The sequence below is a fragment of the Enterobacter cloacae complex sp. IR5459 genome (assembly GCF_049238005.1).
In the GTDB taxonomy this organism is placed as follows: domain Bacteria; phylum Pseudomonadota; class Gammaproteobacteria; order Enterobacterales; family Enterobacteriaceae; genus Enterobacter; species Enterobacter hormaechei_C.
Window position 1 is genome coordinate 243,976 of sequence record NZ_JBMKIG010000003.1, and the last position, 14,761, is coordinate 258,736.

General features: G+C 55.9%; 14 protein-coding genes and 1 tRNA gene. 9 read left to right on the forward strand and 6 right to left on the reverse strand.

The window, feature by feature from the left end; genetic code table 11:
- Genes ACOTX4_RS07610 through yejF form a run of 3 tightly spaced genes read left to right on the forward strand, consistent with a single transcriptional unit; the run spans nt 1 to nt 3,711 of the window.
- The gene (locus ACOTX4_RS07610) at nt 1-1,095 is read left to right on the forward strand and encodes a microcin C ABC transporter permease YejB (RefSeq protein ID WP_045331126.1); all 1,095 of its coding nucleotides are present in this window, start codon (nt 1-3) and stop codon (nt 1,093-1,095) included.
- Complete coding sequence (locus tag ACOTX4_RS07615; protein ID WP_045331123.1) at nt 1,095-2,120, forward strand: microcin C ABC transporter permease; 1,026 nt, start codon at nt 1,095-1,097, stop codon at nt 2,118-2,120. The genes ACOTX4_RS07610 and ACOTX4_RS07615 overlap by 1 nt, the downstream gene beginning before the upstream one ends.
- 1 nt (nt 2,121) lies before the next feature.
- Nucleotides 2,122-3,711, forward strand: a complete 1,590-nt coding sequence (yejF, locus tag ACOTX4_RS07620; RefSeq protein WP_048244562.1) for a microcin C ABC transporter ATP-binding protein YejF — start codon at nt 2,122-2,124, stop codon at nt 3,709-3,711.
- A 3-nt stretch (nt 3,712-3,714) separates the two neighbouring features.
- Here yejF and ACOTX4_RS07625 read toward each other — a convergent pair whose 3' ends face one another.
- The 3 genes from ACOTX4_RS07625 to rsuA all read right to left on the reverse strand — a co-directional run bounded on the left by ACOTX4_RS07625 (nt 3,715) and on the right by rsuA (nt 6,258).
- Entirely contained in the window at nt 3,715-4,059 is a 345-nt protein-coding gene (locus tag ACOTX4_RS07625; RefSeq protein WP_003859372.1) for a YejG family protein, read from the reverse strand.
- 276 nt (nt 4,060-4,335) lie between these two features.
- Nucleotides 4,336-5,535: a Bcr/CflA family multidrug efflux MFS transporter gene (locus ACOTX4_RS07630; RefSeq protein WP_003859373.1), complete on the reverse strand. Its 1,200-nt coding sequence runs from the start codon at nt 5,533-5,535 to the stop codon at nt 4,336-4,338.
- A 15-nt stretch (nt 5,536-5,550) separates the two neighbouring features.
- On the reverse strand, nt 5,551-6,258 hold the full coding sequence (gene rsuA, locus ACOTX4_RS07635; protein WP_048244563.1) for a 16S rRNA pseudouridine(516) synthase RsuA: 708 nt from the start codon (nt 6,256-6,258) through the stop codon (nt 5,551-5,553).
- Nucleotides 6,259-6,409: 151 nt separating this feature from the next.
- On the opposite strand from rsuA, the gene ACOTX4_RS07640 reads away from it, so the two are divergent.
- Both ACOTX4_RS07640 and rplY read left to right on the forward strand, forming a co-directional pair.
- Entirely contained in the window at nt 6,410-8,170 is a 1,761-nt protein-coding gene (locus ACOTX4_RS07640) for a DEAD/DEAH box helicase (RefSeq protein ID WP_022651520.1), read from the forward strand.
- Between the two features lie 125 nt (nt 8,171-8,295).
- Nucleotides 8,296-8,580 carry a 50S ribosomal protein L25 gene (rplY, locus tag ACOTX4_RS07645; protein ID WP_003859376.1) on the forward strand — a complete coding sequence of 95 codons (285 nt, stop codon included), beginning with the start codon at nt 8,296-8,298 and terminating at the stop codon, nt 8,578-8,580.
- Nucleotides 8,581-8,631: 51 nt separating this feature from the next.
- Here the strand turns inward: rplY and yejK are convergent, their stop codons facing one another.
- A complete protein-coding gene (yejK, locus tag ACOTX4_RS07650; protein ID WP_017383403.1) occupies nt 8,632-9,639 on the reverse strand; it encodes a nucleoid-associated protein YejK in 1,008 nt (335 codons plus the stop codon).
- A 134-nt stretch (nt 9,640-9,773) separates the two neighbouring features.
- On the opposite strand from yejK, the gene ACOTX4_RS07655 reads away from it, so the two are divergent.
- From ACOTX4_RS07655 to ACOTX4_RS07665, 3 genes are all read left to right on the forward strand, one after another.
- A complete protein-coding gene (locus tag ACOTX4_RS07655) occupies nt 9,774-10,001 on the forward strand; it encodes a YejL family protein (RefSeq protein ID WP_001135586.1) in 228 nt (75 codons plus the stop codon).
- Nucleotides 10,002-10,020: 19 nt separating this feature from the next.
- Nucleotides 10,021-11,781, forward strand: a complete 1,761-nt coding sequence (gene yejM, locus ACOTX4_RS07660) for an LPS biosynthesis-modulating metalloenzyme YejM (protein WP_003859380.1) — start codon at nt 10,021-10,023, stop codon at nt 11,779-11,781.
- A 73-nt stretch (nt 11,782-11,854) separates the two neighbouring features.
- Nucleotides 11,855-11,931 (forward strand) — tRNA-Pro (locus tag ACOTX4_RS07665).
- A 66-nt stretch (nt 11,932-11,997) separates the two neighbouring features.
- Here ACOTX4_RS07665 and ACOTX4_RS07670 read toward each other — a convergent pair.
- Nucleotides 11,998-12,258 carry a DUF2534 family protein gene (locus tag ACOTX4_RS07670; protein WP_006811332.1) on the reverse strand — a complete coding sequence of 87 codons (261 nt, stop codon included), beginning with the start codon at nt 12,256-12,258 and terminating at the stop codon, nt 11,998-12,000.
- Between the two features lie 202 nt (nt 12,259-12,460).
- On the opposite strand from ACOTX4_RS07670, the gene eco reads away from it, so the two are divergent.
- The gene (eco, locus tag ACOTX4_RS07675) at nt 12,461-12,970 is read left to right on the forward strand and encodes a serine protease inhibitor ecotin (protein ID WP_045331113.1); all 510 of its coding nucleotides are present in this window, start codon (nt 12,461-12,463) and stop codon (nt 12,968-12,970) included.
- Between the two features lie 134 nt (nt 12,971-13,104).
- Here eco and mqo read toward each other — a convergent pair whose 3' ends face one another.
- On the reverse strand, nt 13,105-14,754 hold the full coding sequence (gene mqo / locus ACOTX4_RS07680) for a malate dehydrogenase (quinone) (protein WP_045331110.1): 1,650 nt from the start codon (nt 14,752-14,754) through the stop codon (nt 13,105-13,107).
- Nucleotides 14,755-14,761: the final 7 nt, after the last annotated feature.

Genomic DNA, 14,761 nt, shown 5'->3' on the forward strand with positions numbered 1-14,761 from the left:
ATGGGCGCTTATCTTATCCGCCGGCTGCTGTTAGTGATCCCGACGCTGTGGGCCATCATTACCATTAACTTTTTTATCGTCCAGATCGCCCCCGGCGGTCCGGTGGACCAGGCGATTGCGGCAATAGAATTTGGTCACGCTGGCGGCATGCCGGGCGGCGGCGGCGAAGGAATGGGGGCCAGCCATGCCCGGACGGGCGTGGGCAACATCAGCGAAAGCCACTACCGGGGCGGTCGGGGACTGGATCCGGAGGTGATCGCCGAGATCACCCATCGCTATGGTTTTGACAAGCCGCTGCACGAGCGCTATTGCAGGATGCTATGGGATTATGTCCGTTTCGATTTTGGCGACAGCCTGTTTCGCAGCGCCTCGGTGTTAACCCTGATCAAACAAAGCCTGCCGGTTTCCATCACGCTCGGACTGTGGGGGACGCTGATTATTTATCTGGTCTCCATTCCGCTGGGGATAAGGAAAGCGGTCTACAACGGTAGCCGTTTCGATATCTGGAGCAGTACGTTTATTATCATCGGCTACGCTATTCCGGCGTTTCTGTTTGCCGTGCTGTTGATTGTGTTTTTCGCAGGCGGCAGTTATTTCGACCTCTTCCCGCTGCGCGGGTTGGTCTCCGCGGATTTCAGCACGCTGCCGTGGTATCAGAAAATCACCGATTACTTCTGGCACATCACGCTGCCGGTGCTGGCGACGGTCATCGGCGGTTTTGCGGCGCTTACGATGCTGACCAAAAACGCCTTTCTTGATGAGATCCGCAAACAGTACGTCGTCACCGCGCGCGCCAAAGGCGTCGGTGAAAAGCAGATCATGTGGAAGCACGTTTTTCGTAACGCCATGCTGCTGGTGATTGCAGGTTTCCCCGCCACGTTCATCAGTATGTTTTTTACCGGCTCGTTGCTGATAGAAGTGATGTTCTCGCTCAACGGATTAGGGCTGCTGGGCTATGAGGCCACCGTCTCCCGTGATTATCCGGTTATGTTTGGCACACTCTACATTTTCACCCTGATCGGCCTGCTGCTGAACATCATCAGCGATATCAGCTATACGCTGGTCGATCCCCGTATCGATTTTGAGGGCCGCTGATGTCGCGTTTAAGCCCCGTCAATCAGGCCCGCTGGGCGCGCTTTCGCCACAACCGTCGCGGCTACTGGTCGCTGTGGATCTTCACCGTCCTGTTCGCCTTAAGTATGTGTTCGGAACTGATTGCCAACGATAAACCCCTGCTGGTGCATTTCAAAGACCGCTGGTACGTGCCGGTGCTTACTACCTATAGCGAAAGCGATTTTGGCGGCCCGTTTGCGACGCCAGCCGAGTACCAGGATCCCTGGTTACGTGAGCAGATAGCGCAGCACGGCTGGGCTATCTGGGCACCGATTCGTTTTGGCGCGAACAGTATTAACTTCGCCACGTCTACCCCCTTCCCTTCGCCGCCTTCCGCGCAAAACTGGCTGGGAACGGACGCCAACGGCGGCGATGTGCTGGCGCGCATCCTCTATGGCACCCGCATCTCGCTCCTGTTTGGGCTGCTGCTGACGCTCTTTAGCAGCGTAATGGGCGTTGTGGCGGGCGCCGTGCAAGGCTATTACGGGGGTAAAATAGATTTATGGGGACAGCGCGTGATTGAAGTCTGGTCCGGTATGCCAACGCTGTTTCTGATTATCCTGCTGTCCAGTGTGGTACAGCCTGGCTTCTGGTGGCTGCTCGGGATCACCGTCCTGTTCGGCTGGATGGCGCTGGTCGGCGTGGTGCGCGCGGAGTTTCTGCGCACGCGGAATTACGACTATATTCGCGCCGCGCAAGCGTTAGGCGTGAGCGATCGCGCAATCATCTTCCGCCACATGCTTCCCAATGCGGTGGTGGCGACCCTCACCTTCCTGCCGTTTATTTTGTGCAGCTCCATTACCACCCTGACGTCGCTTGATTTTCTTGGTTTCGGTTTGCCACTGGGCTCACCGTCCCTTGGCGAACTGCTGTTGCAGGGCAAAAACAATCTCCAGGCCCCCTGGCTGGGCATCACCGCATTCCTCTCCGTGGCGGTGCTGCTTTCCCTGCTGATTTTTATTGGCGAAGCCGTGCGCGATGCCTTCGATCCCAACAAGGCGGTATGACATGACCCGGCCTCTTCTGAGCATAGAAAACCTGTCGATTGCGTTTTCAAAGCAGGGCGAATCACGCACGGTAGTGACGGATTTATCGTTGCAGATCCAGCGCGGAGAGACGCTGGCGCTGGTCGGGGAATCCGGTTCCGGTAAAAGCGTCTCGGCACTTTCGGTGCTGCGCCTGCTCCCCTCCCCGCCGGTCAGCTATCCGCAGGGGGATATTCTGTTCCATGGACAATCGCTGCTGAACGCTGACGAGCAAACCCTGCGCGGCATTCGTGGCAATAACATCGCCATGATTTTTCAGGAGCCGATGGTGTCGCTCAACCCTCTGCATACGCTGGAAAAACAGCTCTATGAAGTGCTGTCCCTTCATCGGGGAATGCGTAAAGAGGCAGCGCGGGGTGAAATTCTGGACTGCCTTGAACGCACCGGTATTCGTCATGCGGCGAAACGGCTGAACGATTTCCCGCACCAGCTTTCCGGCGGCGAGCGCCAGCGCGTGATGATCGCAATGGCCCTGCTCACGCGCCCCGAACTGCTGATTGCCGATGAACCCACCACCGCGCTGGACGTCACGGTGCAGGCGCAAATTCTGCAACTGCTGCGCGAGCTTCGCGACGAGCTGAAAATGAGCCTGTTGTTCATTACGCACAACCTGAGCATCGTGAAAAAGCTTGCTGACACGGTGGCCGTGATGCAAAACGGCCGCTGCGTGGAACAGAACCGGGCATCCGCCCTGCTGAGCGCGCCTCAGCACCCGTATACACAGCGCCTGCTCGATAGCGAACCCGCTGGCGACCCGGTTCCGCTTAACGCTGACAGCGCGCCATTGCTGAGGGTTGAGGGGCTGTCGGTGTCATTCCCGATCCGCAAAGGCATTCTCCGTCGCGTGGTCGATCACAATCATGTCCTGAAAGACATGAGTTTCGCTCTGCGTCCGGGTGAGTCGCTTGGGCTTGTGGGCGAATCCGGCTCGGGCAAAAGCACCACCGGCCTGGCGCTGCTGCGCCTGATCGCCTCTCAGGGAAGCATTGTCTTTGACGGCATGCCGCTGCAAAACCTGAATCGCCGGATGATGCTTCCTGTCCGCCCGCGGATGCAGGTGGTATTTCAGGATCCAAACTCTTCGCTTAACCCGCGCCTGAGCGTATTACAGATTATTGAAGAGGGCCTGCGCGTCCACCAGCCGACAATGACGGCGCAACAGCGTGAAATCGACGTGAAGCGGGTGATGGAGGAAGTGGGTTTAGATCCCGAGACCCGGCACCGGTATCCGGCTGAGTTTTCTGGCGGACAGCGCCAGCGTATAGCGATTGCCCGCGCGCTGATCCTGAAACCGGAGCTGATCGTGCTGGACGAGCCAACCTCTTCCCTGGACCGCACCGTGCAGGCGCAAATTCTGGCGCTGCTGAAGGGGCTACAGGAAAAGCATCGGCTGGCCTATATCTTTATCAGCCACGATTTACAGGTGGTGCGTGCGCTTTGCCATCAGGTGGTGGTATTGCGGCAGGGAGAAGTCGTGGAGCAGGGAGAGTGCCAGCGCGTATTCACCGCGCCGACGCAGGATTACACGCGCCAGCTATTGTCCGCTGACTAGCACTCAGAAAGGGTATTGACCGGAGAACGGCTCGGCAATGGCCACGCCGAAGTTTTTCAGACGACAGGTGGCGGCAAACTCATCCTGGCTGTTAACAAACAGGCACGGCTCACCTTCGCATTCCAGCACGGAGCTGTCCACTTCGATGTCCGTCAGCGCCTGGCTGAGACGTTCCATAACCGGCCACGCATTTTCATCGCTCGGGCTGAGCAGTTTGAGCGCCACCAGGCAATTATCCTCCCCGGCAACGCTTTGCGGAATCGGTTCAACTTTCGAACCTGCAAAACCCGTCGACCAGCGATAGCTCTGGGGCAAGCGATGGACAATGGAGAGTTGTAATGTATTCACGTTCAGATCCCCGGAAGCAAATTTACTTCACAATTTATTTACATTTATAGTAACACATCATCGACAACCTGCACTGTTTAGCGGATTTTATAGGCGTTGCAGGCTCGCGTCGGCGCTATATGTACCCGTTTCTGCGATCTAACTCAACCTTTTTAAATACAATGATGTGACTTTTTACATAAATAGATTTTACATAAAAGAAACAAACACAGGGTAAACGAACGTAGGGTTGGTTGATATGGGTCAACAAAAAGGCCCGTATCGGGCCTTAAGTGGTCATTTATGCGCCGTCTTTCGCGGCCGGCTGGCGTAAAGATAAAAAAGAATGGAGCAGGTCGCGCAGAGGGCAATCGCCCACAGCATCGGCCAGGCGGTATTAAACGTTGCCGTCGAGAGCAGCGCCCCGACTATCGCGCCAATCCCGAAACGGAACGTTCCTGCCAGCGACGAGGCGGTACCCGCCATATGCGGGAATTCGTCGAGGATCACCGCCATCGCGTTGGATGAAACCATCGACACGCAGCCGACAAACGCCGCCACGCCCACCACCAGCGCCCAGAAACCGACGCCCAGCAACGCGCTCAATACCAGCCAGATAGCCATCACGAACTGGATCCACAGCCCGGCGCGGAACATATTCAGCGCCCCAACCCGCCGGACAAAGCGGCTGTTGATAATGGTCATCACAAACAGGAACACAATATTCAGCGCGAAGTAGTAACCAAAATGCTGGGGTGACACATGGTTCAGTTCGATGTACACAAACGGCCCCGCGCTCAGGAACGAGAACATTCCGGCAAAGCTGAAGCCGCTGGCAAGCATATAACTGAGCACACGCTTATGGCGAAACAGCGAGGCAAAGTTGCCAAGCGTGGTGCGAACGTGGAACTTCTGTCGTCGCTCGACCGGCAGCGTTTCATCGATAAAGACGAAGATCATCACCGAGGCCAGCAGCGCGGCAATCGCCAGGATCCAGAAAATCGCATGCCAGCTGAACCAAACCAGCACCGCCCCGCCCACCATGGGGGCGACCAGCGGCGCAATTGTCGTGACCAGCATGACGAACGACATCATGCGTGAGAACTCTTCCTTCGGGTAGACGTCGCGCATCAGCGCGTTAATTACCACGCTTGCCGCAGCCGCCGCCAGGCCATGGAAGAAACGCATCACAATCAGCTGATCGATACTCTGCGCCAGCGCGCAGGCCACCGCCGCCGCGGCAAATATCAATGTCCCCCCCAGAATAACGGGTTTACGCCCCAGGCTGTCTGCCATTGGGCCATAAAAGAGCTGACCGAGGGCAAAACCAAGAATGTAGGTGCTGAGCGTCATCTGCGCGCTGCCTGCCGGTACGCCAAACTGCGCGGAAATCACCGGCAGCGCGGGCAGATACATATCGATAGACAGCGGCATCAGCATGGCCAGCAGGCCAAGGATAAATACAATTTTAAACGACGAGTGTGGCCTGGTGGTCACAGAGTTCTCCTGAATTTAGCGTGAAGGCAGCCCGACGCTGGCAATCTCTTCTTCCGTCAGCGGGCGATATTCCCCTGGCGCCAGGTCTGGATCGAGTGCAATCGCGCCGATACGTTCACGATGCAGCCCCACAACGTGGTTGCCCACGGCGGCAAACATCCGTTTCACCTGGTGATAGCGGCCTTCACTGATGGTCAGGCGCACGTCGGTTGGAGTGATGATTTCCAGCACCGCCGGTTTGGTCAGATCTTTTTCATTATGCAGCTGAACGCCTTTTGCGAACTGCTCTGCCGTGTCATCCGAGACCGGAGACTCAAGCGTCACCCGATAGGTTTTCTCACAGTGATGGCGCGGGTAGGTGATGCGATGCGACCACTGGCCGTCATCGGTCATCAGCACCAGGCCGGTGGTATCGATATCCAGTCGCCCTGCCGCATGCAGCTTGTGCGCCACAGGTTCGTCGAGGAAGTAGAGCACCGTCGGGTGATCCGGATCGTCCGTTGAACAGACGTAACCTTCCGGTTTGTTGAGCATGAAGTAGCGCGGGCCATTCTGCTGGGTCAGCGGGTTGCCGTCATACTCCACCTGGTGCTCAGGCTGGAGTTTAAAAGCGCTGTCTTTCACAATGTCGCCGTCCACGGTTACGCGGCTGGCGCGAATTTCACGCCCGGCAATAGCGCGGCTTACGCCGAGTTGCTGAGCGATAAACTTATCAAGTCGCATGAAATCTTTTTAGCCTTAATGGTGCTGGAAGTCGGACTACGCGTCCGAAAAAGAAGCAGTCAGAAACAGTTCAGTATAATGGTCTGGTTGCGCCACTCAAGGGAAAAAGTTTCGTGGCATACTATATGCGAGTTAACTGAATAGAGAAGCCATGACGTTCACATTACGCCCCTATCAGCAGGAAGCCGTTGATGCCACCCTCGCCTGGTTTCGCAAGCATCGGGAGCCCGCCGCCATCGTACTCCCGACCGGAGCCGGCAAAAGCCTGGTGATTGCCGAACTGGCGCGCCTGGCCCGCGGACGCGTGCTGGTGCTGGCGCATGTCAAAGAGCTGGTGGCGCAAAACCACGCCAAATATTGCGCGCTCGGCCTGGAGGCCGACATTTTTGCCGCCGGACTGAAGCGCAAAGAGAGCCACGGAAAAGTGGTGTTTGGCAGCGTACAGTCCGTCGCGCGCAACCTGGAACTGTTTCGCAGCGAGTTTTCCCTGCTGATTGTCGATGAGTGTCATCGCATCAGCGATGACGACGACAGCCAGTATCAGCAAATCCTCACTCATCTGAAAAAGGTGAATCCTCACCTCCGTCTGCTTGGCCTCACCGCCACGCCGTTTCGTCTGGGCAAGGGCTGGATTTATCAGTTTCATTATCACGGCATGGTGCGTGGCGATGAAAAGGCCCTGTTCCGCGACTGTATCTATGAGCTTCCGCTGCGCTACATGATCAAGCACGGCTACCTGACGCCGCCGGAGCGGCTGGATATGCCCGTCGTGCAGTACGATTTCAGCCGCTTACAGGCGCAGAGCAACGGGCTGTTCAGCGAGGCAGATCTTAACCATGAGCTGAAAAAACAGAAGCGGATCACGCCGCATATCATCAGCCAGATTGAAGAGTTCGCACAAACGCGCAAAGGGGTGATGATTTTTGCTGCCACTGTCGAACACGCGCGCGAAATTACGGGGCTGCTGCCCGCCGACGACGCGGCGTTAATTACCGGTGAAACCCCCGGCCCGGAGCGCGACAGCCTGATCGAGGACTTCAAAGCTCAGCGGTTCCGCTATCTGGTGAATGTCTCCGTACTAACCACCGGCTTTGACGCCCCGCACGTCGACCTGATTGCGATTCTTCGCCCGACGGAATCCGTCAGCCTGTATCAGCAGATTGTTGGCCGCGGGCTGCGTCTGGCGCCGGGCAAAACCGACTGTCTGATCCTTGATTACGCCGGTAACCCGCACGATCTCTATTCGCCAGAAGTAGGCACGCCAAAAGGCAAGAGCGACAACGTTCCCGTTCAGGTTTTTTGCCCTGCCTGCGGGTTTGCCAACACCTTCTGGGGGAAAACCACCGCCGACGGCACGCTGATTGAACATTTTGGCCGCCGCTGTCAGGGCTGGTTTGAAGACGATGAAGGCCATCGCGAACAGTGTGATTTCCGCTTCCGCTTCAAAAACTGCCCGCAGTGCAACGCTGAAAACGACATTGCCGCCCGCCGCTGTCGGGAGTGCGACACGGTCCTGGTCGACCCGGACGACATGCTGAAAGCAGCGCTGAAACTAAAGGATGCGCTGGTGCTGCGCTGTTCCGGCATGGCCTTACAACCCGGCGCGGATGAAAAAGGCGAGTGGCTAAAAATCACCTATTACGACGAGGATGGCGCAGACGTCAGCGAGCGGTTCCGGGTCCAGACGTCCGCCCAGCGCACCGCGTTCGAGCAGCTCTTTATCCGCCCGCATACCCGCACGCCTGGCGTACCGCTGCGCTGGCTAACCGTTGCCGATATCGTGCGCCAGCAGGCGTTGCTGCGGCATCCTGATTTTGTTGTCGCCCGCAAAAAAGGGCAGTTCTGGCAGGTACGTGAGAAGGTCTTTGACTATGAAGGACGCTTTCGCCGGGCAAACGAATTGCGCGGTTAACGGGACTTTTCGTTGATGCGCGAGCCATTTGAGTATAAAATGCCGCCCGCTTCACATCCGTGAGGCAGAACACTCACCTGCTGCTGGGTCGCCTGTAGTAGGGTTTTAAATACAGAGAGAAATCAATGTTCACTATCGAAGCAGAAGTACGTAACGTGCAGGGTAAGGGTGCGAGCCGCCGCCTGCGTACCGCAAACAAGTTCCCGGCTATCGTTTACGGTGGCGAAGCTGCTCCAGTTGCTATTGAACTGGATCACGACAAAGTATGGAACATGCAGACCAAAGCTGAGTTCTACAGCGAAGTTCTGACCATCGTTGTTGGCGGTAAAGAAGAAAAAGTGAAAGTTCAGGCTGTTCAGCGTCACGCGTTCAAGCCAAAACTGACTCACATCGACTTCGTTCGCGCGTAATCGCAAACCTGTCGAGAAAAACCCCGCGTTTGCGGGGTTTTTTTATGGCTGTTACTTACCGCCTGAGGTGCGACGCTGAAGCTGGTCGCGCAGATTCGGCGGCGTGCCTTTAATGGTCAGCGTGTCGGTGGCCGGGTCCCAGAAGATACGTTCCCCGAGCAGCATGGCATCAAAGTTAATGGTTAACCCACCGCCGCTACCGGCAAATTTCGTCAGCTGACGCAGCGTACTGCGATCCGCCGGGAAGCTCTCTTCCAGCTCATAGCCTTTTTCCGCGGTAAATTCCTGGAAGCTGACTTCGCTGACGCCTGCCAGCTCTTTGGACAGCGACTCCAGCTCAATCTCTTCCCCGGCCTGTAACTGCTCGTTGCAGTAGCTGTAAACCTGCTGACGCACGTTTTGACGCTCAGATTTATCAAGCTGCGCCTCAGCCGTAAAGTCATCCACCGCCTGGAGGAGACCTTTGTTCTGCGCTTTGGCATTCAGCCCTTCGCTGGCACCGAGGAAGTCCATAAAGAAATCGGCCACTTTGCGGCCCACGCGACCTTTAAGGAAGGTCAGGTAGCGCGTCGATTCCGGGTTGGTTTCCCATTCGGTTAAATCGATACGCGCCACAATATCCGCATGGTTGATATCCAGGTAGTGCGTTGAGCTGATATCCAGCTGCTCGTTCACGCGCATGCTGCTTAAGTTATTCAGCACGGTGACCAGGAGATACTCTACCGCCAGATAGCGGTAGTGGCAGAACAGGACGATACCGCCATCGGCGAAGGGATATTTCGCCAGCTCGTCACGCAGACGGCCAGTAGCAGCGCGGCTGAATGCCAGGAAATCCTCTTCGCCCTGACGTTGCAGGCGCAGGCTATCCGCCAGTTCGCTCTCTTCGCTGAACAAGCCATAGGCTTTATTTTTCGCGCTGTAGACGCGATGCAACTCCGCCATCATCTCGACAACGGTAGGCGTTGGTTCCAGTAACGAATCGCGCAGCACCACTTCAAGGGTTTGCTCATCACGCTTGATAAGCTGGTGCAAGGCAATCTGGTTGATTTCCAGACTCATGATAAACTCTCCTTTTAGACCGGGCGGTATTCAACCACCACCAACGCATGTGTGCAACAGAAGATAAAAAAGGGGAAAAAAAGCTGTTGCTACGGTAATATGTCGCCCTTCTCCCAACAAACTGATTTTGATTTATGCCACAACATTCCCGCTACAGTGACGAACACGTTGAACAACTGCTCAGTGAGCTGGTCAACGTACTGGAAAAACATAAAACGCCAACCGATCTCTCCCTGATGGTTTTGGGAAATATGGTTACCAACCTGATCAATACCAGCGTTGCTCCGGCTCAGCGTCAGGCGATCGCCAAATCTTTCGCCCAGGCTTTGCAGTCCTCCGTTAGCGACGACCAGGCACACTAAGGGAAACGAACAACAGTTTATGGTGACGAATCGTCAGCGCTACCGTGAAAAAGTCTCCCAGATGGTCAGCTGGGGGCACTGGTTTGCCCTGTTCAACATTCTGTTGGCGATGGTGCTCGGCTGCCGTTATCTGTTTGTGGCGGACTGGCCAACCACATTAACCGGGCGCGTCTACTCGTGGATGAGCCTTGTGGGTCACTTTAGCTTTCTGGTCTTCGCCACCTATCTGCTGATCCTGTTCCCACTGACGTTTATCGTCATGTCGCAGCGGCTGATGCGCTTCCTGTCTGCCATTCTTGCAACGGCGGGCATGACGCTGTTGCTGATCGACAGCGAAGTCTTTACCCGATTCCACCTGCACCTGAATCCTGTCGTCTGGGAGCTGGTGATTAACCCGGATCAGAACGAGACCGCGCGCGACTGGCAGCTGATGTTTATCAGCGTGCCGATTATCCTGCTGATCGAAATGCTGTTCGCCACGTGGAGCTGGCAAAAACTCCGCAGTCTGACCCGACGCCGCCATTATGCGAAGCCCGTCGCGGCGCTCTTTTTCGCCTCATTTATCGGTTCGCACCTGATGTATATCTGGGCAGATGCGAACTTCTACCGCCCGATTACCATGCAGCGCGCAAACCTGCCGCTCTCCTATCCGATGACGGCGCGTCGTTTCCTCGAAAAACACGGCCTGCTGGACGCGCAGGAGTATCAGCGTCGTCTGGTCGAACAGGGTAATCCGGAAGCGGTCAGCGTGCAGTATCCCCTGAGCGATCTGAAATATCGCGACATGGGGCGCGGTCAGAACGTGCTGCTGATTACCGTCGATGGCCTGAACTATTCCCGCTATGAGAAGCAGATGCCAGCGCTGGCTGAATTCGCTGAGAACAATATCGTATTCACTCAGCATATGAGCTCCGGTAATTCGACCGACGCGGGTATTTTCGGCCTGTTCTATGGCATTTCACCGAGCTATATGGACGGCGTGCTGTCGGCCCGTATTCCGGCGGCATTGATTACCGGGCTTAATCAGCAGGGCTACCAGCTGGGGCTGTTCGCCTCTGATGGTTTCAACAGCTCGCTGTACCGCCAGGCGCTGCTGTCTGATTTCTCACTGCCCGCCGCGCAGAGCCAGTCTGACGATCGGACCGCTGACCAGTGGATAGACTGGCTGAAGCGCTATGCGCAGGAAGATAACCGCTGGTTCTCCTGGGTTGCGTTTAACGGCACAACGCTTGATGACAGCAATCAGAAAGGCTTCGCGCGCCGCTATAGCCGTGCGGCGGGCGATGTTGATGCGCAGATCGGCCGCGTGCTGACCGCCCTGCGCGACGCGGGCAAGCTGGATAATACGGTCGTGATTATCACGGCGGGGCATGGCGTGCCGCTCGGCGACGAGGCGAAGGGCATGGAGTGGTCGCGTCCGAACTTGCATGTTCCCCTGGTGATCCACTGGCCGGGCACTCCCGCGCAGCGCATCAACATGCTGACCGACCATAAAGACGTCATGACCACGTTAATGCAGCGGCTGCTGCACGTCAGCACACCGGCAATTGAGTACTCGCAGGGCCAAGACCTCTTTAGCGCCACGCGGCGTCATAACTGGGTCACGGCTGCTGGCGGAAACACGCTGGTGGTGACCACACCGACGTTGTCCCTGGTGTTGAACAGCAACGGCAATTACCAGACGTATAGCCTCGAAGGTGAGAAGCTGAAAGACCAGAAACCGCAGCTCAGTTTGCTGTTGCAGGTGCTGACAGACGAGAAGCGCTTTATCGCTAACTGATTATTTATGAATCAGTTAGCGTTGCTTGCCCCTTGCATTCAAAAAGGAATAGAGTACTATTCCTTTTATGCGTCGGCACGTAGCGCAGCCTGGTAGCGCACCGTCATGGGGTGTCGGGGGTCGGAGGTTCAAATCCTCTCGTGCCGACCAAAACTACACAAAAAAACCAGCCGCTTATGGCTGGTTTTTTATTGCCTGTCTCCGCATGCGCAATGCTTAGTGTTTTTCACGCCCACCGAGAAAGAAAATCCCCAGCGGAATCGCCAGCAGCACGGTGAACACCAGGCTGTAAACAAAGATCATCGCCGATTGCAGGACAAACATGCTGGTTGTCCAGGCAGAGAGCGGGATGTTGTACTGCTCAATCACACCGACAATGGTTGCTCGCCCCACGCATGCAGCAGCAATCATAAACACAACCAGTAACGCCAGCAGGAACTTGCGGCCTTCAGGTGTCTTCAGTTTTTCCCGTACCATCTCTCCTCCCTTTACAGATAAATAACAATAATTAACGCGTAAAATAACACGATCGCCGCACCGACTCCACTACAGCATTAAACACCAACAAAAGAACACAAAAGCAGTGAATTACTCCGTTTAAAATGAAAATGTGAGTAAATTACGCCAACCATTCACGTATATTATGTTAGTCTTTCCAGGATCGTTTTAACAAAAAGGAATGACAGTGAAAAACGCACCTAAATTTGCCATCGCCCTCATCACCGCCGCGTGCGCCAGCAGCAGTGCTTTCGCCAGCGAAACCCAGAAAGAGCAGCCGCTGGAAAAAGTTGCTCCGTATCCGCAAGCGGACAAAGGGATGAAGCGCCAGGTTATTCAGCTCCCGGCTCAGCAGGATGAAGCAAATTTCAAAGTTGAGCTGTTAATCGGCCAGACGCTGGAAGTGGACTGCAACCAGCATCGTCTGGGCGGCCAACTGGAAAGCAAAACGCTGGAAGGCTGGGGCTATGACTACTATGTCTTCGACAAAGTAACCTCACCAGTCTCCACCATGATGGCGTGCCCGGACGGCAAGAAAGAGAAGAAATTTATTACCGCGTATCTGGGCGATAACAGTCTGCTGCGCTATAACAGCAAGCTGCCGATCGTCGTATATACGCCGGAAAACGTGGATGTGAAATATCGCGTATGGAAGGCGGATGAGACGGTAGGACAAGCGGTAGTTCGTTAAAAATAAGTCGGGTGGCGCTCACGCTTACCCGACCTGGAAAGGGTGCGTTCTGGCGCCCTCACCCCAACCCTCTCCCACAGGGAGAGGGAGAAAACACTAGAAACGGTAACGGATGTTACCGTTTTGCGTTTATCTTACAGCGCGATATCCGCTACCGGCTTGCTTTCCGCCTGAGGCTTCAGCTCTGCCTTTGGCGCAGCATCCGCAGCCTGCGGTTTGACGTATTGCAGTTGCAGAACGCGGCTGGTGTATTCCAGCTCTTGTTCCGTGGCCTCAACGTTACCGTTCAGCTTCGTACCGTAGGATGGAATAATGGTTTTCAGCTTCGCATGCCATTCCGGGCTGGATACTTTGTCCTTAAACACTTTTTCCATCAGGTGCAGCATGATTGGCGCAGCGGTAGAGGCCCCCGGAGATGCCCCCAGCAGCGCGGCAATGGTGCCATCCTTATCGCTCACCACTTCGGTACCCAGACGCAGCACGCCGCCCTCTTTCGGATCGCGCTTGATGATCTGTACACGCTGACCCGCCTGCCACAGACGCCAGTCTTCTTTCTTCGCCTGCGGATAGTACTCTTTCAGCGCCTCGAAGCGTTCTTCATCAGAGAGCATCACCTGGCTAATCAGGTATTTCACCAGATCGAAGTTATCCAGCCCCACGTCCATCATTGGCTTAACGTTTGACGTCGTGGTCGCGCTCAGTAGATCCCACAGGGAACCGTTTTTCAGGAACTTGGTGGAGAATGTGGCGAACGGCCCGAACAGCACTACACGCTTACCGTCCAGCATGCGGGTGTCGATATGCGGAACGGACATCGGTGGTGCGCCCACAGAGGCCTGACCGTACACTTTCGCCAGATGACGGTTAACCACTTCCGGGTTTTCCGACACCAGGAACTGGCCGCCAACCGGGAAGCCCGCGTAGTCGTCTGCTTCCGGAATGCCGGACTCCTGCAACAGTTTCAGCGCCGCGCCGCCCGCACCGATAAACACGAACTTCGCCTTAATCACATGCTCGGCTTCGTTGTTTTTCAGATCGGCAACGGTCACGCTCCAGCTGTTATCCGCGTTGCGCTTGAAACCACGCACTTCGGAGCTGAGTTGCAGGTTAAAGTTCTCTTTTTTCTTCAGAGAGGCCACCAGCTGACGGGTGATTTCACCGTAGTTAACGTCAGTACCAATTTCAGTGCGGGTCGCCGCTACTTTCTGGTTCGGATCGCGGCCTTCCATGACCAGCGGCGCCCACTCTTTGATTTGAGCGTGATCTTCAGAGTATTTCATCCCGCGGAAAAGCGTGCTCTGTTGTAGGGCAGCGTAGCGCGCGCGCAGGAAGTTGACGTTTTGATCGCCCCACACAAAGCTCATGTGCGGTACGGTGTTGATGAAGGAGTGCGGATTGTGCAACACACCGCTATTCACCTGGTGAGACCAGAACTGACGTGAGATCTGGAACGCTTCGTTGATCTCTACCGCCTTCTCGATACTAATGGAACCGTCCTTTTTCTGCGGCGTATAGTTCAGTTCCATGAGTGCCGAGTGCCCCGTCCCGGCGTTGTTCCAGCCGTTAGAGCTTTCCTGTGCCACGCCATCGAGGCGCTCGACCATGGTCATGGACCAGTTCGGCTCTAATTCCTGAAGATACGTTCCCAGCGTGGCGCTCATGATGCCGCCACCAATTAAAAGGACATCCGTTTCCTGCTCTTTTGGTGCGTCAGCCTTCGCCGCCAGCGAGACGGCGTTCAGCCCCACGGCCAGAGAAAAGAGCACGGCAGTCATTTTTTTCATCATTTAT